We start from the raw sequence: 22,887 nt of genomic DNA on the forward strand, positions 1-22,887 counted from the left end.
TAATTATTTGTTAACCCCTCCAATAATTAAGGACTTATAGCTATTTAGATGAAAAACAACAACAATTTGAGCAATCGATTGCATTGATCTATCTAGCTTTACGCATGTAGACATATGCTATGTTAATTTTTTCTGAAAATTAATTGAGAATTAATCGAATCTGAATATTCTTTCAGCTCAAATAAATTGATAATTTTGTTCGTCGCACCAAGAATTCTTCTATGAACACAAATGATTTGTTTCTGGAATTAAAACAAAAACTGGATGGTGATGTCTATACAGACAATGTGCAAAAGGTTATTTACGCCACCGATGCTTCATCGTACCGGGAAATTCCACAAGCTGTTTGCAAACCAAGAAATAAAGCAGACATCCGCCAAATTATTGACTTCGCCCGGGAGCACAAAACCTCAGTAATTCCGCGAGCCGGCGGAACATCGCTTGCCGGTCAGGTTGTAGGAAAGGGTATTGTGATTGATGTTTCTAAATACATGAACAGGATCATTGAACTCAATGTCGATGAAAGGTGGGTGATTGTTGAACCGGGAGTAAACCTGACAGAACTAAATATGTATCTGGCTCCACACGGATTACAATTTGGACCCGAAACGTCAACCGCCAACCGTTGTTGTATTGGCGGCATGGTGGGAAACAACTCTTGCGGACTGCATTCGCTGATCTATGGGAGTGCCCGCGATCATATTCTGGAAGCAGACTGCATTCTTTCTGATGGGTCGGATGTTGTTTTTAAAACGTTGAATACGGAGGAATTTCTTGCTAAATGCAATGACAAACACGACAGTTTGGAAACGCGAATCTATAAGAACCTGTATGAAACGCTTTCAAATACCAACAACCAGGAAAATATCAGGAACGAGTATCCTGCCCCAACAGTAAAACGACGAAACAACGGGTATGCGATCGACATCTTGCTTGAGACCGATCCGTTTACAAAAAATGGAGAACCAATTAACGTTTGCAAACTGCTGGCCGGAAGTGAAGGAACATTAGCATTCACCACTCAAATCAAACTCAACCTAATTCCCCTTCCTCCAAAACACAAGGGATTAGTTTGCGCTCATTTTAATAGCCTGCAAGAAGCCTACCTTGGCAACTTGGTTGCCCTAAAACACAACCCGGGTGCCATCGAGTTGATGGATGACATCATTATGAACTGCACAAAGGAGAACATTGAACAACGTAAAAACCGCTTTTTCGTTCAGGGTGATCCGAAAGCGATGTTGATGATTGAATTTGCCAGAGATACAGAAGAAGAAATTCACCGTATTGCTCAAAACCTTGAAAAGGACTTTCGTAAAGCAGGACTTGGCTACCATTTTCCTTTGGTACTAGGCAACGACATGATCAAACGTGTATGGGCTCTTCGCACAGCAGGGCTCGGCCTGTTATCGAATATTGCGGGCGATAGGCAAAGTACAACAGTAATTGAAGATACCGCCGTGGCACCCGATTATTTGCCTGACTACATGAAGGAATTTGATGAAATTCTGGCTAAATATGGATTAAGCTGTGTGAAATACGCCCACATTGCAACCGGTGAAATACATTTACGTCCTCTTTTAAATTTGAAAGATGAAGCAGACGTTCAGCTGTACCACACCATTGCCAAAGAGATTGCAGCGCTGGTGAAAAAATACAAAGGTTCGTTGAGTGGCGAACACGGCGATGGCCGATTACGTGGCGAATTTATCCCGTTTATGCTTGGCGAGGCAAACTACCAACTCATTAAAAAGCTGAAACAAACCTGGGATCCGGACAATATTTTAAATCCCGGAAAAATAGTGGACACCCCTCCCATTACTGAAAATCTCCGGTATTTAATTGGAGAAACAAAAAAGATTGACACTACCTTTGACTTCTCCGAAACCAAAGGTTTTTTAAGAGCCATTGAAAAGTGCAACGGAACGGGCGATTGCCGTAAAAGTGTTCTGATTGGTGGCAGCATGTGCCCGACTTATATGGCCACCAAAGATGAGGACAAAACCACCCGGGGACGAGCCAATGTGCTGCGCGAATTTTTAACCCGCTCAGATAAAAGCAATCCGTTTGATCATGAGGAGATTTACAACATCCTGGATCTGTGTATTTCCTGTAAAGCCTGCAAAGCCGAATGCCCATCGAATGTGGATATGGCCAAGTTTAAAGCTGAATTTTTACAGCATTATTACGAAATTCACGGTATCCCATTACGCACCCGGTTGATTGCTTATTTGCCGCAATTAAACAGATTAGGTAGGCCTTTTCGTGGCTTAACCAATTTCATAATGGAAACCAATACACTAAAAAAAGCCATTGGTTTTGCACCGGAACGAAACCTTCCAAAACTTTCAAAGCTGAGTTTGCGAAAATGGTACACCAAACCACGATCAAGCTCCGGCTTAAGCAAGGGAAAAGTCTATCTTTTTGCTGATGAGTTTACCAACGAAAACGAAAGTGACATCGGAATCAAAGCGATTTTGTTACTCAATAAGTTGGGGTACGAAGTTGAAATTCCGAAACATCGCGAAAGTGGCAGAACATACCTGTCAAAAGGACTGGTAAAAACCGCCAAAGGAATTGCCACAAAAAACATTCAGCAACTAACAGAATTGGTAAGCGATTCAACTCCTTTAATCGGAATTGAGCCATCTGCAATTTTGTCTTTTCGAGATGAATACCCGGAGCTGGTTGACGATCAGTTTAAAGACAAAGCAAAAGAATTAGCCAAAAACACCTTTCTTTTTGACGAGTTTATTGCTTCCGAATTTGAAAAAGGAAAGATTGATCAATCGCTTTTCACCGAAGCAACACAGGCAATCAAACTGCATGGCCATTGTCAGCAAAAAGCGATTGCAAGTACCGCCTCTACAAAAACAATGTTGGAAATCCCCAAGAATTATATCGTGTCCGAAATCCCAAGCGGCTGTTGTGGAATGGCCGGTTCTTTTGGTTATGAAAAGGAACATTACGAGCTCAGCCAAAAAATTGGTGAATTGGTTTTATTCCCGGCAGTGCGCGAAGCCCAACAGCAAGAGATTATTTCAGCACCGGGAACTTCATGCCGACATCAGATTCTGGAAGGAACCGGGCGAAAAGTATTGCATCCGGTTGAAGTTTTGTATGATGCTTTAAGTTAAACCTGACAATACAAACAAACAGTAACGACTCTTGTTATTTCGTAAAAATATAGATTCATGAATAATTTCTGGGACGAACGCTTTTCAAGCAAAGAATATGTATATGGTATCGAACCAAACAATTTTCTAAAAGAAGAACTACAAAAATTAACTCCGGGTAAAATACTGCTCCCGGGCGAAGGAGAAGGACGAAATGCGGCATTCGCAGCAAAATCAGGTTGGCAAGTCACCGCTTTCGATCCAAGTGTTGAAGGCAAAAAGAAAGCCGAAAAATTGGCGCAGCAGCTTCAGGTCGAGTTTGAATACTTAATCCACTCCTACGACACCATTGAGTTGAAAGATGAATCGTTTGATTGTATGGGCTTAGTTTTTACACACATGCCTGCGACCAAAAGAAATAGCTACCACCAAAAACTAGCGAGCTACCTAAAAGCCGGTGGAACGTTAATTTTAGAGGGTTTCTCGAAAAAGCAAATTAAGAACAACACCGGTGGTCCGCAAGACATCGGCATGCTTTTTTCGAAAAAAGAGCTGCAAGCAGATTTTGCTAATTTCTCAAAACTGGAGATTACTGAACAAGAAGTTGTTTTAGACGAAGGGCCATTTCATAAAGGTCGAGCCGACGTTATTCGACTGGTAGCAACCAAATAATTCTTAAATAAACATAAATCAAAGGTAGAAAACCTGACAATCTGTATGGCTTTTCTACCTTTGGGTGCATTTTAAAACACAATCAACAATGACAACTTTATTCTGGATCATTATAGGAATTCTGGTCTTCGATTTTATTCTCGAACGATACCTCGACTATCTAAATACCACTCGCTGGAGCAATCAATTGCCCGCCGAAGTAAAAGACATTTATGACAAAGAAAAATATCGAAAACAACAGCTGTACTCTAAAACCAACCATCGGTTTGGTATGTTGACCAGTTCGTTTAGTTTCTTGTTGATCATGCTGATGTTTTTCTTTCAGGGTTTTGCTTTGGTAAATGACTGGGCGATGGATATTTCGAGTAATCCGATATGGTCAGCACTGCTTTTCTTTGGTATTTTGATGCTGGCATCCGATATTCTCAACACCCCATTCGATTTATACAGCACCTTTGTTATCGAGGAGAAATTCGGGTTTAATAAAACAACGGCAAAAACATACGTACTCGACAAAATTAAGGGCTGGCTACTGGGCGCTGTTATTGGAGGTGGTTTACTGGCCTTAATCATTTTCATCTACCTAAAAACCGGGCAATGGTTTTGGCTTTATGTCTGGATCGTCATCAGTGTATTCTCCATTTTTATGGCCATGTTTTATTCGAGCTTGATTGTTCCGTTGTTCAACAAACAAACTCCCTTGGAAGATGGTGAATTGAAGCAAGCCATTCAAAATTTTGCCGGTAAAGTCGGCTTTAAACTCGACAATATTTATGTGATTGATGGCAGCAAACGATCAACGAAAGCTAATGCATACTTTGCCGGATTGGGTGCAAAAAAACGAATTGTGCTTTACGACACCTTAATCAATGACATGGAGATCCCGGAGCTGGTTGCCGTACTGGCTCACGAAATTGGACATTACAAAAAGAAACACATTATCTGGAGCTTAATCATTGGTATCTTGCAAACCGGATTCATGCTTTTTGTCTTCTCCCTCTTGATCAATAGCCCGACTCTTTCAGAGGCACTTGGCGTAGCAGAACCCAATTTTCACATCGGACTAATTGCGTTTGGAATTTTATATTCACCTCTGTCCTCCATAATTGGAATTGGTATGAATATGCTATCGCGCAAGAATGAATACGAAGCGGATGCTTTTGCAGCCGAACATTATGACGGTAAACCATTGGCCTCTGCATTAAAAAAGCTATCGGTTAAAAATCTAAGTAACCTTCGCCCACATCCGGCCTACGTGTTTGTGCATTACTCGCATCCAACACTATTGCAACGCCTGCAAGCATTGGAAAAGAGAGGGTAAGAAAACTTGAAATCCGAAACTTTGAATTCAGAACAAATAGCATGAAAGCAGAAATTATAACGATAGGAGACGAAATACTAATCGGACAAATTGTTGATACCAACTCCGCGTGGATGGGTGAACAACTCAATTTACATGGAATAGAGATTTTTCAGATCACATCGGTGCATGATGACCATGAGCATATTCTAAAAGCATTGGCCAGTGCCGAGAAGCATGCTGATCTGGTTTTAATTACCGGAGGATTGGGACCAACAAAAGACGACATCACCAAAAAGGTGCTTTGCGAGTACTTTGACTCTGAAATGGTAATCAATCAGGAAGTGTTACAACGGGTAACCGAGCGACTGACTAAACGCAATATCGCCATGAATCAGCTGAATAAAGATCAGGCGTTGGTTCCCGACAAATGCACGGTTCTGACTAATTCCACCGGTACTGCTCCGGGAATGTGGTTCGAAAAGAATGACACCATATTTGTATCAATGCCGGGCGTTCCATTCGAAATGAAAAGTATTATGAGCGAGGAAGTGCTTCCGCGACTCAGTAAAAATGGGAAAGCCAGGTCTATCTATCATCAAACGGTTTTGGTTTATGGCATTCCCGAATCAATGCTTGCCGAAAAGCTGGAAGAATGGGAAGCCGCCCTACCCGACTTTATTAAACTGGCCTACTTACCCAGCCAGCTGATGATTCGACTAAGATTGAGTGCCTACGGAAAAGAAATGGAGCTGCTGAAAAAGGAAGTTCACCAGCAGATTGAGCTTCTGAAACCTTTAATTGCTGAAAACTTTTTTGGTTACAACGCCGATTCTTTGGCAGGAGTAACCGGACAGCTTTTAACTTCAGCTAAATTGACTTTGGGAATTGCCGAAAGTTGCACCGGAGGGAATATTGCTCATATGTTTACCGCTAATCCCGGCAGTTCATCCTATTTAAAAGGCGGTATTATTGCTTACTCGAATGAAGTCAAACAACACCTATTGAAAGTAAGTGCCGATGAGCTGGAAAAATATGGAGCAGTGAGCAAAGAAGTCGCTCTGCAAATGGCCCAAGGAGTGCAGCAAGCACTGGATACCGATTACGCCATAGCTACAACAGGAATCGCAGGCCCCGACGGCGGAACAGATGAAAAACCCGTTGGCACCGTTTGGATTGCCGTTATCAGTAAACAGAATATCAAGCTGGAGCGTTATACTTTTGCGCATAACCGCGAGCGCAATATTTTACGTTCCTCGCAAGCAGCAATTGACCTGCTTCGAAAGCTTATATTATTCGAAAACCCACATTTGGCATGATTCTTTCGTTAAAGAACATGAATTATCATTTACATGTAATTCTTTTGCGTAAAACTCGTTTTATATAAACACAAATGAGATCGAACAACCACAAATTATAATCAATCAATAAACCCATGAAGAAAGTATTCATTACCATAGCCATCATTATTCTGTTACTAATAGCTGCAATCATCATAGTTCCAATCGTTTTTAAAAAGCCACTACTAAACAAGGTAAAAACAACGTTGAATGAAAATGTTAATGCGAAAGTTGAATTTGCAGACTTTAATCTCAACTTGTGGAGAAATTTTCCCAATGTAACCATGGAACTTGAAGGACTGACCGTAACCGGAATTAATCCATTTGAAGGAGACACCTTGGTGAAAATGGCGTCGTTGGCTACTGATATTTCGTTAAGTGATTTAATTAACGGAGAAGATTTCACCATACAGAGTTTACGATTGAACAAGGCGCAAATCAATTTATTGGCTAATGCAAATAGCGAGGTAAATTGGGACATTGCCAAGGAAACAACAGAAACGGAGACTACAGGAACGAGTGAGAGCGGGATGTCCATTTCGCTGAATGACATTGAGATTCGCGACCTAAGTTTAATTTACAGAGACGCATCAACGGCAACTGTCGTTGGGCTTTTGCATTCCAACCTCGATGCCAGCGGAACATTGGAAGGAACAATTACAAAATTTGATCTGGATGCTGAAATTGGAGAATTTAGGCTCGAATACGATTCAACCGAATATATTGCCAATACCGTTTTAAAAGTGAATAGCCAACTCATGGCTGACTACGATAAGATGAACTTTGAATTCGGCGAATCAACCATCCATTTAAATGAGCTGCCGCTCGACTTGAGCGGGCGTTTTGAAATGCCGTCAGACAGCATGTATTTCGATCTTCAATTTAAGCAACCACAAAGCGACTTTGCAACCTTACTAGCTATGGTTCCCAAATCGTATCAAAGCTGCTATTTAGAAGACATTCAAACCACCGGCGAAGCAGGATTTGAAGGGCAGGTAAAAGGTTGGTTTTACGAAGATAACTATCCTGAAATTGATGCTCGCCTGTATGTGCAAGATGCAACCCTGCAATATGCCAATGCTCCCGACAAGATCGAACGTATTTCATTGGATGGAAAAATCTCCAAGCCACAGGGAGAATTGGATTTGCTAACCGTGAATATTTCGAATGCGCATGCACAAATTCGTGAAAACCCCGTTGACGCACGCCTAACACTAACGCATCCTATGAGCGATCCGGCATTTGATGCATCTTTTAAAGGAAAAATTGATTTTACCCGACTAACGAGTGTGATCCCCATGGACAGCATCGAACTGCAAGGTATAATGGATGGCAACCTGAGTGTAAAAGGGAGAATGTCGGCCATTGAGAATGAAAACTACGAGAAAATCGCTTCCGATGGGGCGTTTACTTTTAGCAATTTCAAAGTAAAAACACCACAAATCACTCAAGCAGTTGAAATAAAGTCCGGCTCGGTAAAAGTTGATAATACGTCGATCACAATCAGCTCTTTCAATGCGAAAACCGGTCAAAGTGATTTTGCGCTAAATGGCAAACTCACCAATTATCTTCCTTATTTCTTGCTCGACAAAACCTTGCAAGGAAATTTCTCCTTGCAATCAAACTACCTTAATTTTAATGAATTGTCCAATCTAATGGCAGCTGAAGCCGATTCCGTTTCAACAACAACCAACGATAGTGTTTTTGCATTTCAGGTTCCGGCAAACCTCAATTTAGCTTTTAACTCAAGCATTAACAGAGCAATGTTCGACCGCATAGAGATCAGAAACATCGTTGGCCTAATTGAGGTACAAAACAAGCAACTGAAACTGAAAAAACTGAACATGGACTTGTTGCAAGGACATCTGGCAGTTGATGGCAGTTACAAAAGCAACGCAGCAAACAAACCCTTATTTGATTTCAATTTGAATATCAGTGACATTCAGATTCCCGCCGCCTATCAATCGTTCGGATTGGTGCAGCGCTACCTACCAATTGCTGCACGCAGCCAAGGGGAATTCTCCACCGATTTAAAGTTTAATGGTCAATTGAACGAACAGCTCAATATCATTCCGTCAACCCTCGATGGTAGCGGTTTTTTCAACACACAAAACTTACATATTATCGACTCTCCCACCTTCAACCAAATTAAAAGTTTCATCAAAAAAGAGAAGCTAAAGAATGTGAAGGTTGATGATTTCACCGCCTATTTCAATTTTGATAACGGAAACATCGAACTAAAACCATTTCAAACGAAAATAGCCGATCAGCAAGTTTCGATGCACGGAAATCTGACGGTGGACCAAATGCTTGATATTAAATTGGACTTTCAGGTAAACCGCGAAGATATAAGTGGAGATATTAATAGCATGTTGGGATTTCTTCCCGGATCAAATAACATCACCCTCATTCCGGTTACCGTTGGTATTACCGGAAACTTAACCGATCCTCAAGTGAAAATGGATTTAAGTAAGGCAAAAAAAATGATTCAGGAAGAAGTAAAGAAATCAACTCAGGAAGGAATTGAAAAATCGGTAAAAGATATTGGTGACAAGTTAAAGAAACTATTTAACTAGTTGTCATCTGGTTGCCATAGTGTTGCCCAACACAAAGGCAAATCGGACAAAACCTTTTTCCTAAATAAAAGATAAATTTCTTCTTTTATAGAATATGTTTTAGCTAGCTTTGCACCGCAATAATAAAAACAAACTGTCAAATGGACGAAGGCCCGGGTCACCCGAAAAATAAGTTATTAACCTCACTGTAGGGAGCTTTCGCGCCTCCTGCAAACCGATTTAAGGAGGCAAAGTCATGCTAAAAATATTTAAAAGCTTCGGTGGGTACACCGAAATATCAAAAGCCGAAAAAGGATGTTGGATCAATGCTGTTAATCCATCAAAAGCAGAAGTTGAACGTCTGAAAGAAGAGTTCCGAATTCCGGCTGATATCATTCAGGATATTCTGGATACCGATGAGCGACCACGTTACGAGGTCGACGAAGACTGGTCGTTAATTATCCTGCGAATTCCGGTTGACAATCCCAATAATGGTGTCCCTTATTATACCTTACCCTTGGGCATATTTTTATCTAAAGAGGTAACCATTACTATTTGTTCCAGAAGCAATGAGGTGCTGCCCCTGGAAAAACCGATGCTTTACCGCGGGCAAAGTCTATTGGTGCACGATGATTTAAACTTTGTTATCAAGCTATTTCTACGCTCGGGAACCGCTTATCTGCGCTACCTGAAACAGATTAACCAACAAACTACGCAAATTGAAAACGAGCTGGAAAAATCGGTTCGTAACCGGGAACTCAACAAGCTTCTGAAGATGGAGAAATGCCTGGTGTTTTTCATTACTTCACTAAAAGCCAACGAGATAGTACTAGCCCGACTGCGAAATGGTCTAAAGCGAAGCATGACTGAGCTGAATGAAGACCTGCTGGAAGATGCGATCATCGAAAACAAACAGGCACTGGAAATGTCGCAAATATACTCCGATATCCAGAGTGGCATGATGGATGCTTTTGCCTCTGTGATTTCCAATAACCTCAACGTGGTGATGAAGCAACTGGCTTCCATCTCAATCATTTTGATGATTCCGACCTTAATTGCCAGTTTATACGGAATGAATGTCCCCAACCACCTGGAAGGAAACGCTTACGCATTTCCAATTATCCTAATGGGGTCCATTTTGCTAGCCTTACTGGGTATAATTATCTTCTGGAAAAAGAATTTATTTTAGCGTTTACTTTCCGGCTGCGAAGAAAGGTAGTCACTTAAAATCTGACGATTAATTAGTTTCCATTACTTGGTTTTCGTCGATCAATATAAATCCGAAGAAAAAAGTAGCCGATGGTTAGCGCGGCATAAATCCCTGCCTGACGATAAAGGAAAAATAGTTCCGACCTGATATCGATCAGACTGACGCCCATGGTTCGCAAACGCAAGTAAGCAGGTACAGCGGTCGTTCCGGGTAGTATTTTCGAAAGGCCTACCAACCAATCCGGCATTGCAGAAACCGGCCACGAAATTCCACTTAAAAAAAGCGCAATAGGCGATAAAAACATCATAAAAACGATGGCCGACTCGCGGTGTTTAAATAAGGTAGACAAGCCGATTCCGAGAAAGATTACAGCCAGTAAAAAGGGAAATAGCAGCATCAGTACGTTGAGCATCCCGGCTTTATCAGGGTAGTGAAACCAGTGGTGAATCACAATAACGGCCAAACAGATATTGAATAGCGAAAGTAAAATATAAGCACCCACCCGACCAAACAACAAAGGCACAATCTCTTTGGTCCGGTTCTGCTGCGAAAGGACAAATGGCGAAGCTTTCGACTCGGAAAACGTACCACCTAAAATTCCGATTCCAATCAGTAAGGTTTGCTGAATGATAATGATAATTAACCCCGGCATAATAAAACTTCCGTACGAACCCGAAGGATTATACAGCATATGCGTTTGCACATCGAATGGACTGCTGGCTACTTTTGCCTGCCGAAACGATTTCCCTTCGGCCATGTAGCGTTTTACACTCACCCCTCCTCCAAAATAAGCATTCACCGTTGAAGCTGCCAGATAGAACGTTTTATATTTTAACATGTAGCTACCATCAGCATAAACGGCCACATTTGCCTGCTCTCCGGCTAATATATTTTTCTGAAAGTCTCTTTGAATCAGCAATACGCCGGATATCTTATTGGCCATAAACAACTCTTCCGCTTCTGTTAAGTCCTGCGGATTATAGGCCACACTTACATCGCGGGTTGCATCCAACATGGCGGTGTATTTTCGGCTGGTGGGTGTTTGATCCAGATCAACCACACCTACGGGCAAATCAGTCAACACCTCATTAAAATAGCCAAACGAATAGAGTATCGGATAGATCAATAAGGCGCCAACAAGAATAAGCACTGCCCCACTGTCGGTAAAAATGGCTTTCAATTCATTCTTAAAATGAATGTTTATCAATTCAAAACTATTTATTTTTCTGTCTTTCGTCATGATACCTTAAGATTTTCCCCAATGCGTTGAATCACCAAGCGTGCGTTTATAAATGCCAAATGAAGCAAGGCCCGTTAGCATGAAAATTAGAATATAACAGATATAAGGCAGTGCCTCACGTATGGGAGCTCCTCGCAAAGCTTGTGAAATCAGCAGTTTCTCCCACCAGGTAAAAGGAAATATTGCTGTAACTGCCCGCACTAGTGGCGGCATGCCTTCTATCGGAAAGGTTAATCCAGAAAAAGTAATCCCCATCATAATGTATGCACTACCCACCGACAGTGAAAGACGCATATTTCTGGTAACGGCAACAAACATCAATCCCAGCATTTGATAGGCCAGGATGGTGATAAACTGCCCTACAAACAGAAGCAGAAAACTACCTTTCAAGGGCATACCTTCAACCTTGAAAAGCAGAAAGGCAATAAACATCGCAAATCCTGAAAAAATGATTGTGTATGGAAATAGTTTGCCGACCACTGCCAGCCGTACGCTGTTGTTTCCCGATTCGAGCAAATCTAAACCAGTTCCTCGCTTCAACTCGTTACCAAAGGTGTACACCGAACTCATAAAAGCAAAAAGAAATAAGGTAAAATACAGCATGGCCGAGTTTAAAAAATACCCGTAGTTGGAATACGGATTAAACAGAATATGCTTCTGAATATTCACGGGCATTACTCGTGCCATGGCCTGCTCGCGGGTATTTCCGGCCAGCATTAGTTTTTTTAGCTGCACCCCTCCCGAAAAGGTACCCAAAGTGGTGAGCACCGAACGCTGTACGACACCTGCAACCGTAACATTGGTTCCGTTAATATACACCGGAACAGGAGCTTCAACTCCCTGTAAAACATTTTTCTGCAAATCCTTGGGGAGAAGAACAATGGCCTCGACAAGTCCTTTTTTCAGCAGCTTTTCGGCCTGAAACATATCGTCAACAATTCTGACAACAGCCACATCAGACGACGCATTTAAGGCATTGCTAACTTTTATCGAAAGCGAAGTATTGTCTTGATTGACCACCGCAATGGGCAATTTTTTAGCAACCCCCTGGTGAAAAATAAAAAACAGTAACAGAATCCCCACCAACGGGCCAACAAACAATAGAAACCGATAAGCAGGATTCTTTGCAATCCGATCTACTTCGCGTAAAATAACAGCAAATATGGGATGGTCTTTCAGTCCCTTCATACGACTATCGGTTTTCGGGCAAGGTGACTATTGCCGACATTCCAGGGCGTAAACCCTCTATTTTTCTCACTGGTCGTGCCTGAATTTCGAACGACTTTAAATCGAACTCACCCGAAGTTTTGGTGGCATTCCAACGGGCAAAACTTCCGGTTGGGCTAATGTAAGTTACCTTAAACGCTGAAGTTTTATTCTCTAAGCCCGGTAAATCGGCCTCAAAGGTGCTTCCCATTTTAAAATGATTCAGGTAATCTTCACGCACATAAAATGTCACCCAAATATCGTCAACATCAATGATTGTAACCACCGGAAATCCGGTAGAAACCAGTTCCCCCTGCTCAATATTAATTCCCGAAACTTCGCCATTGGCAATGGAGTTAATCGAGGTTTCGTCCAGGTAAGACTGCACCTGATCAATAGCGGCATCTGCCCGTTCTACAAGAGCAAAAGCAGCCGCTTTGTCTTCCTCGCGTGCTCCTTTCTCCGCCTTTTGCCAAACTGCTTTGGCTGCTTTTGCCGTTTCGCGAGCCGCTTTCATTTTTGTCTCCGCCTCGTCGCGTTGCTGTTCGGGTACCACTCCTTCGTCATACAAATTTTGAATACGAGCAAAGGTCTTTTCGCCAAACTGAGCAGCAGCTTCAGCTTTTACATATACGCTATAGGCAGCCGTAATATCTTCTTCTTGCGCACCATTCTGTGCTTTTCTACTTTGCGCACTGGCAGCAGAACGAGCCGCATGCGCTTCAGCCAACTTAGCATCAATTTCGGGACTGCTGATCGAAAAGATAAAGTCGCCGGTTTTAACTGTTTGTCCTTTTTTAACAGCCACCTCCTGAATTCTTCCGGGCACTTTTGAGGCTATACTATATTGCTGAGCCTCCACTTCTCCCTGTAAAATAACCGGTTGCGGTTTTAGCACAACAATAAAAGTGTAAACTATAAATGCAACGATGGCAACTAGTACAACTATCGATGTTAGTGTTTTTTTATTCATCGTATATTGAAATTAGATTTTAAACAATGCTTTTCGAATGAACTAATATGAATCGGTTAATGTATTTTCTCCGTAACAAAAGCGTGCAAACTCTTCGGGAATACCGGCCGTTTGCAGAAAGCTGGCTAAAGCGACATCGTATTCGTAAAACACTTTTAAGCGTAATGTTTTTACCTGTGCCACTTTGGTATAAGCGTCAACCACCGATGTAGAGGTTGCGAAACCTTCGCTAAATGCTTTTTCGGTACTTCGAAGATATTCTTCAGCCAGCCTGAGTGTTGATTCCAGCTCTGTTTTTTGCTCCATTTGCATTTGCAACTGCTGGTACAACTTTGTTAAGTATGCTTTTAGGTCATTGTGCGCTTTTTGTTCGGCATAATTAACCTGACTGTGCAAGGTTGCGCTGGCTCTTATCCTGTTTTTGCGGGCCATGCCATCAAAAAGAGTCCACTTCATTCCAACTCCAACCAACCAATCGGGCATGTATGGCGACAAGTCTTTGTTCGCAATGTTATAGTTTCCCATCATGGCTACCGATGGCAAGTATTCTTGCATTTCCACTTTGTGCTTAATCTCAACCAATTCTTTTTTCCCTTCCAGTTGTTTCAGCTGCGGATTTTCGGTTTGGGCTCTGTCAACGTAGTACGACAAATCCGACAATTCTTTATTAATAAATAAAAGACTGGCAGGAATCACCTGGTTTAATGAATCGCTGGCCAAGGTAGCCGCCAGTCCCGACCGAATAATTTCAATATTACGCTCTGCCTTTTTCAGTTCTCGTTTTGCTTCATTTCGCGAAACAGTGGCATGAAGCAATTCGACCTTTGCAATCATTCCATTGTCGAACAATTTTTGTGCATCTGCATAATGGTTTTGCATGCCTTCCAAGGTCTGCTTTCGGAGCTCACTTACCTGAACCCCTAGTGCCAAACCGTAATAACGGCTTACCAGCTCGGTCAACAATGCGCCCTCCGTCTGCCGTAAATTTTCGTGACTCATTTCAATTTGCACATTAGCAGCATCGTTGGCTCCTTTTATTTTACCACCTGTAAAAACAGGCCAGACAAAAGCAGCCGATACATTGGCAAAATTTTTCTCCTGTATCATCTTGTCCCATTCTGCATTTTGGACTTCTCCACCTGCATGCAACAATTTTTCCCGAACAGCTGAAGTACTCATATCGTCAGGTAAAACAGGCATCATCGAGTTTGTTGCCGGATCGGGATTGGGAACACCACTAAACACTCCGTAGTTTCCCAACGTATTGTAAAGCGGCGTAATGGCGTCGCGCACAGGAGTTAAATCGAGATGCAAAGGATCGGACATTGAAACCGCCTGCGCACTTAAGGATACCTGCGGTAAATGCAAGCCTCTTTTTACTTTTAGTTCGTACTCCTTTTGCTTAATTTCTTCTTTTACACGCAAAAGCGCCGGATTTTGTTCGGTCATAAGCTGCCATGCATCCTCAAAAGTCAGCAGCTGTTTTTGCTCTTGCGCCATTAGTCCATACGGGCAAAGCATCAAGGCAAAAAGTGTTTTAAATATGGTCTTTTTTATCATCATCATTCTATTTACAATACCCTACACTACTATATTGGTTTTTTAGTCGAATAGCAGTCAAAAAAAATTTAAGTGAAAAGTCGGGGCACAACAAGTTCTACAATCCGTTCTATTTTCTCTTCGTTGTAATAGCCATCCTTTTCAACTCCATATTGAACAACCCCGTAAAAAGAGGCTAAAAACATCTCTGCAATCCACGGAATGTCTTCCTTCGCTGAAGTATTATACTCCCCGGAATCAAAACCATCTTCCAGAATCCGAACAATGTAAGATTGCTCAAACTCCATCATTTTCAGAAATTTATCTTTCGCAAACCCAAACGATTTTGAATCCTGGCGGATGAGGCGGTACAGGTTAACCTTATTCACCACTTCTTTATGAAATTCAATGACATAGGTCTTAATTTTGTCGAGCATTGTTTTATGCTCTTCTACTTTATTTTTCACGAATTGCCTAAGATTCAACATCTCCAACTGAATAACGGCATCAAACACTTCATCCTTACTTTTAAAGTAATGATAAAGCGTACTTTTGGCCTTACCGCAAGCTTCAGCAATTTCATCCATCGTTGTCTTCTTCAACCCAAACTGCTGAAACAACCGCTGTGCTTCTACCAAGATTTCCTTTTTTACAATTTCATCCTTGCCTGTCATTTATCGACCGTATTGGTTTTACAGTAGCGAAATAAATCAATTAAAATGAATTTTCCAACAATCGAAATCAATCGCCGGAAACTGTAACATTCAATTAACAGTTCAATCCATCGAAGTATTAAAAATTACGGGCTATACGGTTCGACAGCTTGTAAACTTTACCCTTATTAAGCTGACTAATTGACACAACTTTACTTATTCTTGCAATTATAAAAGTTCCAGCTTAAAAAAGAATACAGAACGCAAACCGTCCCTAATAGCTACATTCCTAAATAGAAGAAATAAACATCAGGCGCAAAAGCAGCAGCTGCGTCCTGCAATTCGGCCGACGGATTTCCATATACTTCCAAGGTAAAATCGGATATCGCAAATATTTTCCCTAATTGTTCTTGTACATCTCCAATATGGGTGAGAACAGCATCTGAATCGGCATACATTTCCTGCACAACGCACTCCGTTTGGTCTGGGCTAAAATACCAATCATACCGAAGGGTTCCTTTTCCTTCTTCTTTTTCTTTAACGATTGCAATACATTCGTCTGCAATTGCTTTCGCCTCATCAAATTTGCCATCATGAATTTTGAATTTTGCTGTCAATTGAATTTTTTTCATCGTTATTTATTTAAAGTTAGCTATATCGCTTTTTACAATCAGAATTGATTGAAGGAAGATGATTATTGGCAAAAATGACTATGGATCGTCGATGAAACCTGTGACGATAACCAATGGATAAGTTACGTCTTATTTAGACTAATTCAAAACAAAAAAATTACTCCGGATCAATGCGAAATTTGTGCCCGCAAAATTACCGGGGAAGAAATTCACGCGAAAAAAAGAAAGCGATCAGAGCCAACCACAATTAGACTTTTTTTATTGACGATTCCTGTTACTTTTTTAGCTTATACTTAAAGTTGACTTTTCACTTCACCACCTTCAACCAGGCGCCGGCCATGAGTTGTGCACCCGCCATTGAAGGATGAACCCCATCCCCACTCCAATAAGCAGCCGGAGCGTGTTCAAGTGCCTTTCTGAATATTTTATGGTATGGAACAAACAGGGTATCAAATTCGGTCGAAAGCTTTTTAGCAGCCTTCCGGTAAGGCTTGAGTTCTTCTTGCCATCCGTCTCCAATTGCCGAACCTCCGGTAACTGAAAAAGGTTCGCAAATCACCAGTTTAACATCGGGCAATGCTTCTTTTGTTCTTTCCAATAAAGCACGGTAATCATTCTCATAAATCTCAACAGTTCCATCGTATTTACCATTTCGTTTATGCCAATAATCATTTACACCAATTAAAATACTCAATACATCAGGGTTTAAATCCAGGCAGTCTTCGTTCCACCGATCACTCAATTGGTACACTTTGTTCCCACTAATGCCTCGGTTATAAATAGTAAGGTTCTTCGCTGGCAATTTCTTTAATAAGCTTGCGGCCGCCATCAGGGCGTAACCATTTCCGAACGAGCCGGCATCGTTGGGTAATTGGCGCTCACGATTTCGTCCGGCATCAGTAATTGAATCTCCCTGAAAAAGAACAATTCCATCGTCATCGAACATCGAAAATCTGTCCTTTTCCTGTTTATCCTCTTTCGGTAAAGTAGCTGATAAAATCATCGGGATAGATGCGATCCCGGCAGTTTGCGTAACTGCTCGTTTAAAAAATCTTCGTCTTGATAAGCTCATTATTTTGTTGAGTTAGGTAATTGATAATAAATTTTGCGCGTGTCTCCACGCTTGATTCAGGCAATTCTACTAGTTTATAATTTAAGTCGATGTACGTTTGACAGATGATCTCATGCAAACGGCAAGCCTCTTCATATGTTTCGTTTCTAACCGCATCTGTCCCATAAATTCCATTCCAGGGTGAAGTTATAAATACATGCGGAAAATAGCGATAGTTTAGTACAAGGTCAAGCATGTCAGTTAAATTAGCTCCCCGGGAACGGGCAAAAGCCAGCTGATCCGGCAACCCTCGGTCTGAAAACGCAAGTTCTCCGTTTTTCACCGACTGGTAAAAATCCAGCCGATGAGCGAAAACCGCTTGTTGAAATCCGCGACTATCTTTCCAAGGCAATTTATGGCCGCCTGTTTTGAGTTGCTCGTCAATAATTTCGCGGGCAAACTCATTGGCCACCTTAAAATGATACTCGCCCAGCTTTCGAATGACACTCGATTTTCCAAAGCCGGGGCCACCGGTTATTACAACAATCGTTTTTTCCAAACTCAAAGTATTTGATTTCCAAAGATAATGAATCCGGGTATAAACTGAACGGGATCGGTCGCACAGCACAGATTTCCATATTTAGAATATTTCTAAAATAGACTGGTTAATAATAATTTAACACGATTTGAAGAAAATAATTCGGCAGAATTAGAAAAATATTATACTTTCGCCGTTGAAATCGTGTGCGAACACGGTTTTTTAAAATCAACATTCCGTGTGCGAACACGAAATCAAAAAAAACTAAAAAATAAAACAATATGCAACTGAACAGAACGAACGTTAAAAATGCAGAGAAATACCCAACCAAAATTCTTCAGTTTGGTGAAGGTAACTTCTTAAGAGCCTTTGCTGATTGGATGGTTCAAAAAATGAACAACGAAATTGGCTTCAACGCCGGTATTGATGTGGTACAGCCACTTCCAAACGGAATGGTTGATTTGCTAAACAAGCAAGACGGTCTTTACCATGTGTACCTGAAAGGGATTAAAGACGGAAAGCCTGTTAAAGAATTTGAATTTATTCAAGCAATTAATAAAGGAATCAATCCTTATACTGAATTTGATGTTTACAAAGCATCGGTATTAAATCCTGAATTACGTTTTGTGATTTCCAATACCACTGAAGCAGGTATTGCTTTCGACGAGAATGATACCCTGGAGATGGAGCCTCAAAACTCCTTCCCCGGAAAAGTAACCGCTTTATTGTATGAGCGTTTCAAAGCTTTTGAAGGTGCTTCAGATAAAGGACTTATTTTCTTCACCTGCGAATTGATCGACCGCAACGGCGACATGCTGAAGAAATATGTGTTGAAACATGCCAACAACTGGAATCTTGGCGACGAATTCACCCAGTGGGTTGAAACGGCCTGTGCGTTCTGCAACACCTTGGTTGACCGTATTGTACCAGGATTTCCAAAAGATGATATTAAAGAAATTCAGGCTGAACTTGGTTACGAAGATAACCTGGTTGTGGTTGGCGAATACTTCCACCTTTGGGTAATTGAAGCACCGGAGTGGGTGGCTAAAGAATTCCCTGCAGAGCAAGCCGGATTGGAAGTGAAATTCGTAAAAGATATGACTCGTTTCCGTGAGCAAAAGGTAGCTGTACTGAACGGAGCCCATACCGGAAGTTATGCCGTATCTTTCTTATACGGAATTGATACCGTTCGTGAAGCTTACGAAAGCATTGAAGTGGGTAATTTTATGAAAGAGATGGTTTATGAAGAAGTTCTTCCGGTACTGGATGGCACGGAAAAAGAACTGAAATCATTTGCCGGTAAAATCCTTGAACGATTCTCGAATCCATACATTCGTCACCTGTGGCAAAGTATTGCTTTAAATGCTATGTCGAAATGGGAAACACGTAACTTACCTTCACTTATAGGTTTTGTTGAAAAACACGATATGTTGCCACAAAAGCTCGTGTTCTCGTTGGCTGCAATGATCTCCTATTTTAAAGGTGAAACAGAGGCAGGACAATACCAGGTACAAGACGACCAGTGGATTCTTGATTTTTATAAAGAAGCCTGGGCTGCATGTGACGGACGTCCGATTTCGGTTTACGAATTGGTAGAAAAAGTATTGAGCCTGGATAAAGTCTGGAAACAAAACCTGAACGATATTCCAAACCTGACCATTACCGTTAGCCACTACTTATTCCTGATCAACCAGGTAGGAATGAAAAAAGCTGTAAAAGCTGTATTGAGCGCTAAAAACCCATTGATGGGTATGACCATAGAAGGTAAAGCAAAAGACGAACAAACCGTTGTCAATAATTAATTAGTTAGACCAGAAAATAATGGCCGCAGATTTCATTAAAATTAACGCACTTGATAATGTAGTAATTGCATTGAAAGACTTTTCACAGGGAGAAGTCATCGAAGTCGATAACCAACAAATTATCGTTTTGGCTGATATCCCAAGTGGACACAAAATCGCTGTAAATGCGATTCCTGAAGGTGAAAATATTATCAAGTATGGTGTTCCAATCGGACATGCAACAAAAGAGATAAAGGTAGGCGAACAAGTCCATGTGCAGAACACCAAAACAAATTTATCGGGTACCATTGCGTACGAATTCAATCAAAAGCTAAACGAGCTGACGATTAAAAATCAAGACCGCACGTTTAAAGGATTCAAGCGTGGTAACGGAGACGTTGGTATTCGTAATGAATTGTGGATTGTGCCAACTGTTGGATGCGTAAACGGACAGGCTGACCAGATTATCAGCCAGTTTAAAGCCAAGTATCCGGCAACCGACATTGACAATGTACAGGTTTTCAGACACAGTTATGGATGTTCTCAACTTGGTGACGACCATACGAACACCCAAAAAGCATTAGCTGACCTGATCAATCACCCCAACGCCGGGGGTGTATTGGTCATGGGCTTGGGTTGCGAGAACAACCAGATTGATCATCTGAAAAAATTTATTGGAGAATACGACGCAGACCGGGTGAAATTTATTGTTTCCCAGGATGTGGCAGATGAAGTTGAAGAAGGCTTCAAGTTATTCGAAGAGATTTACGAGGTTATGCGCCATGACCAGAGAGAGGACTGTCCGATTTCTGCATTAAAAATTGGATTGAAATGTGGTGGTTCCGATGGTTTATCAGGAATCACTGCAAATCCTCTGGTTGGTGCTTTCTCTGACTTTCTGATTGCTCAGGGAGGAACAACCATTCTGACCGAAGTACCTGAAATGTTTGGTGCTGAGCACCTGTTGATGGAGCGTGCCGAAAGCAAAGAAGTTTTCGACAAAACGGTTAGCCTGATCAACAATTTCAAAGAGTACTACATGAAACACGACCTTCCGGTGTACGAAAATCCATCGCCGGGAAACAAAGAAGGTGGTATTACAACGCTTGAAGACAAATCGCTGGGATGTACCCAAAAAGGTGGAACCGCAACGGTTGTTGATGTATTGTCGTACGCCGAGCGAATCAAGAAAAATGGTTTAAACCTGCTTTCGGCTCCGGGGAACGACCTTGTTGCAGCTTCGGCTTTAGGTTTTAGCGGATGCCAGATGGTGCTGTTTACAACCGGCCGTGGAACACCGTTCGGTAGTTTTGTACCTACCATGAAAATTTCAACCAATACGGCTCTTTTCGAAAAGAAAAGAAACTGGATCGATTTCAATGCCGGTAAGCTGGTTGAAGACACGCCAATGGATGAGCTGGTTCAAAATCTTTTAGATGAAATTATAACGGTTTCGGAAGGTAAAAAACTGAAACACGAACTTAGTGGATTCAAGGAAATTGCGATCTTCAAAACCGGAATAACCTTATAATTAAGAGATCCTCTCGGGAAGAGGTAGTTAGTAGTAATTGAGTAGTAGTAAAAAAGTCCTCCGGCATTGCGGGAGGACTTTTTGTTTTAAGGAAAAATCAGCTTTTTCACTTAAAACCAGAATAGTCACGAGACTAGCTCGGTGCTACTACTTCCCCGTTATCATTGTCATTTGTATTATTGGTACTTTGCTTAGCCCATGTGGTGGCTTCGCTGACGTATTGCTTCACTTCGTTGGCTGCAGCGCCGATTCCCTCAGGTTCATTCATCGCATGCAGCGAATTTACCACGTTAACCAGCAATTCCATCGCGTTCTGCAGCTGCTTGAAAGCCTCCATGTCAGTCAGGGTATCATCAGCCGACCGCGCGGCGCTGCGTTTGCGAATTGCACTAACAAAGATCTGGTTATCACGTTCCAACTCGTCCTTCCACTCCAGCGCGTTAATGGTCGCCAGGTGTTCCTGGTTTTCGGGTTTACTCAAGTCTTTCACCAAACTGTCGATCGCTGCTGTTTCTTCGCTATAATTTGAGTAGTACAAATTCAGCCCATTTTTCTCAAATTCCCCCCACAACGCTTCGCAAGCCAGCCGGTAAGGTTCATTTTGGCGCAACAGGCCCGCCTCTACATGGTCGCGCAACGAACGGAAACTGCTGTCGCGCAAGCCATCGGCCGCCGACACGTCCTGAGTCAATGTATGCTTGGTAGTGCTACCAATGGCCTGTATAGCCGGCACCAGCTTGAGCTCCAGGTTGTCGAGCACCGAAGTGATCATCGGGTGATCAGGAAATTTTTCACTTAATAAATTACGAATTCGTTTAGCCAAAACAATGAGGTTGGCTAATGAAAAATAGGAATACAAAATTTTAATTAACATGTCTTTGATTTTTTGGCATTTCAAATTGAAACATAATTTACAACCCTTTTCTCAATTTAACAATAGCCTACCGATATTAAATATAAAATAATTGAATTTATTTTTTATTGTCTTCTTATTTTTCGGCAAAAACAGTCGTTCGGCTTTCTTTTTTGTTGTTTTAAGCCGGTGAGAACAAAAAATATTTTCCAGTTGCTTCTCCACACAGAAAACAACGTTCTGAAAAATATTTTTTGTTGTCCAACGCAGAAAACAACAAAAAAGAAAATTAATTTCCTTATATCCAACGCATTTCAATAATAAAAAAATATTTTTTTGTATTTTCCTGTGTGGAGAAGCTCCCGGATTTTCCGGCATGAGCTCCACAGCCGGTGACAAATTCCTCAGACAATCGCAAACCACCGCCTGGCCGACCAGACAGACTCTCCCATACCACTTCTTCACTCCCACTCCACATTAAAACGCACCAGTGTTTGTTTTGATATTGCACAAACTTTTCAACATATGATAATCTGAAAAACTATTTTTTTGTATTTTGCGAAGCGTTAATAAACAGAAAACTAAAACTGATAAAATAAAAAGAATAGCGGCGGGTTTGTATTGGGAGATATATGCAGAGGTTACCATTAATTTAAAATACTATAAACTGACGCCCCCCGCTCCCGCGCGATTGTAT

General features: G+C 41.5%; 17 protein-coding genes. 8 read left to right on the forward strand and 9 right to left on the reverse strand.

Features of this window, described 5'->3' with window-relative positions:
* Positions 1–221: 221 nt before the first annotated feature.
* The 6 genes from GR929_RS20335 to GR929_RS20360 all read left to right on the forward strand — a co-directional run bounded on the left by GR929_RS20335 (position 222) and on the right by GR929_RS20360 (position 10,172).
* Positions 222–3,137 (forward strand): FAD-binding and (Fe-S)-binding domain-containing protein, encoded by a 2,916-nt coding sequence (locus GR929_RS20335; RefSeq protein ID WP_159523377.1) that lies wholly within the window; start codon positions 222–224, stop codon positions 3,135–3,137.
* A gap of 57 nt (positions 3,138–3,194) precedes the next feature.
* Positions 3,195–3,788: a class I SAM-dependent methyltransferase gene (locus GR929_RS20340; RefSeq protein WP_159523379.1), complete on the forward strand. Its 594-nt coding sequence runs from the start codon at positions 3,195–3,197 to the stop codon at positions 3,786–3,788.
* Between the two features lie 88 nt (positions 3,789–3,876).
* Complete coding sequence (locus GR929_RS20345) at positions 3,877–5,109, forward strand: M48 family metallopeptidase (RefSeq protein ID WP_159523381.1); 1,233 nt, start codon at positions 3,877–3,879, stop codon at positions 5,107–5,109.
* 41 nt (positions 5,110–5,150) lie between these two features.
* A complete protein-coding gene (locus GR929_RS20350; RefSeq protein WP_159523383.1) occupies positions 5,151–6,407 on the forward strand; it encodes a competence/damage-inducible protein A in 1,257 nt (418 codons plus the stop codon).
* A 116-nt stretch (positions 6,408–6,523) separates the two neighbouring features.
* Positions 6,524–9,004, forward strand: coding sequence for an AsmA-like C-terminal region-containing protein (locus GR929_RS20355; RefSeq protein ID WP_159523385.1), 2,481 nt, complete (start codon positions 6,524–6,526; stop codon positions 9,002–9,004).
* Positions 9,005–9,239: 235 nt separating this feature from the next.
* Positions 9,240–10,172, forward strand: a complete 933-nt coding sequence (locus GR929_RS20360) for a magnesium transporter CorA family protein (protein ID WP_159523387.1) — start codon at positions 9,240–9,242, stop codon at positions 10,170–10,172.
* A 52-nt stretch (positions 10,173–10,224) separates the two neighbouring features.
* On the opposite strand, the gene GR929_RS20365 is transcribed toward GR929_RS20360, so the two are convergent.
* The 8 genes from GR929_RS20365 to GR929_RS20400 form a co-directional block, all read right to left on the reverse strand.
* Entirely contained in the window at positions 10,225–11,433 is a 1,209-nt protein-coding gene (locus GR929_RS20365; protein WP_159523389.1) for an ABC transporter permease, read from the reverse strand.
* A gap of 6 nt (positions 11,434–11,439) precedes the next feature.
* Positions 11,440–12,621, reverse strand: a complete 1,182-nt coding sequence (locus GR929_RS20370; protein WP_159523392.1) for an ABC transporter permease — start codon at positions 12,619–12,621, stop codon at positions 11,440–11,442.
* Positions 12,622–12,625: 4 nt separating this feature from the next.
* Positions 12,626–13,612: an HlyD family secretion protein gene (locus GR929_RS20375; protein WP_159523394.1), complete on the reverse strand. Its 987-nt coding sequence runs from the start codon at positions 13,610–13,612 to the stop codon at positions 12,626–12,628.
* A gap of 42 nt (positions 13,613–13,654) precedes the next feature.
* Positions 13,655–15,178 carry a TolC family protein gene (locus GR929_RS20380; protein ID WP_159523396.1) on the reverse strand — a complete coding sequence of 508 codons (1,524 nt, stop codon included), beginning with the start codon at positions 15,176–15,178 and terminating at the stop codon, positions 13,655–13,657.
* Between the two features lie 62 nt (positions 15,179–15,240).
* Complete coding sequence (locus GR929_RS20385) at positions 15,241–15,825, reverse strand: TetR/AcrR family transcriptional regulator (protein WP_159523398.1); 585 nt, start codon at positions 15,823–15,825, stop codon at positions 15,241–15,243.
* A gap of 260 nt (positions 15,826–16,085) precedes the next feature.
* The gene (locus tag GR929_RS20390) at positions 16,086–16,436 is read right to left on the reverse strand and encodes a putative quinol monooxygenase (protein WP_159523400.1); all 351 of its coding nucleotides are present in this window, start codon (positions 16,434–16,436) and stop codon (positions 16,086–16,088) included.
* Between the two features lie 307 nt (positions 16,437–16,743).
* Positions 16,744–17,508, reverse strand: a complete 765-nt coding sequence (locus GR929_RS20395) for an SGNH/GDSL hydrolase family protein (RefSeq protein WP_159523402.1) — start codon at positions 17,506–17,508, stop codon at positions 16,744–16,746.
* The gene (locus GR929_RS20400) at positions 17,480–18,046 is read right to left on the reverse strand and encodes an AAA family ATPase (protein WP_159523404.1); all 567 of its coding nucleotides are present in this window, start codon (positions 18,044–18,046) and stop codon (positions 17,480–17,482) included. The genes GR929_RS20395 and GR929_RS20400 overlap by 29 nt, the downstream gene beginning before the upstream one ends.
* Positions 18,047–18,306: 260 nt before the next feature.
* Between GR929_RS20400 and GR929_RS20405 the strand changes: the two genes are divergently transcribed.
* Both GR929_RS20405 and GR929_RS20410 read left to right on the forward strand, forming a co-directional pair.
* On the forward strand, positions 18,307–19,827 hold the full coding sequence (locus GR929_RS20405) for a tagaturonate reductase (RefSeq protein WP_159523406.1): 1,521 nt from the start codon (positions 18,307–18,309) through the stop codon (positions 19,825–19,827).
* Positions 19,828–19,846: 19 nt separating this feature from the next.
* On the forward strand, positions 19,847–21,337 hold the full coding sequence (locus tag GR929_RS20410; RefSeq protein WP_159523408.1) for a UxaA family hydrolase: 1,491 nt from the start codon (positions 19,847–19,849) through the stop codon (positions 21,335–21,337).
* Between the two features lie 133 nt (positions 21,338–21,470).
* Here the strand turns inward: GR929_RS20410 and GR929_RS20415 are convergent, their stop codons facing one another.
* Entirely contained in the window at positions 21,471–22,211 is a 741-nt protein-coding gene (locus GR929_RS20415; RefSeq protein ID WP_159523410.1) for a DUF6261 family protein, read from the reverse strand.
* Between the last annotated feature and the right edge of the window lie 676 nt (positions 22,212–22,887).

Origin of the sequence: Sunxiuqinia indica, assembly GCF_009847015.1 — a bacterium.
GTDB lineage: Bacteria > Bacteroidota > Bacteroidia > Bacteroidales > Prolixibacteraceae > Sunxiuqinia > Sunxiuqinia indica.

Excerpts from the sequence above, each read along its gene's own strand:
- GR929_RS20390 (WP_159523400.1), bottom strand. The coding sequence starts at position 16,436 with ATGAAAAAAATTCAATTGACAGCAAAATTCAAAATTCATGATGGCAAA.
- GR929_RS20360 (WP_159523387.1), top strand. The coding sequence starts at position 9,240 with ATGCTAAAAATATTTAAAAGCTTCGGTGGGTACACCGAAATATCAAAA.
- GR929_RS20380 (WP_159523396.1), bottom strand. The coding sequence starts at position 15,178 with ATGATGATGATAAAAAAGACCATATTTAAAACACTTTTTGCCTTGATG.
- GR929_RS20375 (WP_159523394.1), bottom strand. The coding sequence starts at position 13,612 with ATGAATAAAAAAACACTAACATCGATAGTTGTACTAGTTGCCATCGTT.
- GR929_RS20355 (WP_159523385.1), top strand. The coding sequence starts at position 6,524 with ATGAAGAAAGTATTCATTACCATAGCCATCATTATTCTGTTACTAATA.
- GR929_RS20345 (WP_159523381.1), top strand. The coding sequence starts at position 3,877 with ATGACAACTTTATTCTGGATCATTATAGGAATTCTGGTCTTCGATTTT.
- GR929_RS20340 (WP_159523379.1), top strand. The coding sequence starts at position 3,195 with ATGAATAATTTCTGGGACGAACGCTTTTCAAGCAAAGAATATGTATAT.
- GR929_RS20365 (WP_159523389.1), bottom strand. The coding sequence starts at position 11,433 with ATGACGAAAGACAGAAAAATAAATAGTTTTGAATTGATAAACATTCAT.
- GR929_RS20405 (WP_159523406.1), top strand. The coding sequence starts at position 18,307 with ATGCAACTGAACAGAACGAACGTTAAAAATGCAGAGAAATACCCAACC.
- GR929_RS20410 (WP_159523408.1), top strand. The coding sequence starts at position 19,847 with ATGGCCGCAGATTTCATTAAAATTAACGCACTTGATAATGTAGTAATT.
- GR929_RS20350 (WP_159523383.1), top strand. The coding sequence starts at position 5,151 with ATGAAAGCAGAAATTATAACGATAGGAGACGAAATACTAATCGGACAA.
- GR929_RS20370 (WP_159523392.1), bottom strand. The coding sequence starts at position 12,621 with ATGAAGGGACTGAAAGACCATCCCATATTTGCTGTTATTTTACGCGAA.
- GR929_RS20335 (WP_159523377.1), top strand. The coding sequence starts at position 222 with ATGAACACAAATGATTTGTTTCTGGAATTAAAACAAAAACTGGATGGT.
- GR929_RS20415 (WP_159523410.1), bottom strand. The coding sequence starts at position 22,211 with ATGTTAATTAAAATTTTGTATTCCTATTTTTCATTAGCCAACCTCATT.
- GR929_RS20395 (WP_159523402.1), bottom strand. The coding sequence starts at position 17,508 with ATGAGCTTATCAAGACGAAGATTTTTTAAACGAGCAGTTACGCAAACT.
- GR929_RS20385 (WP_159523398.1), bottom strand. The coding sequence starts at position 15,825 with ATGACAGGCAAGGATGAAATTGTAAAAAAGGAAATCTTGGTAGAAGCA.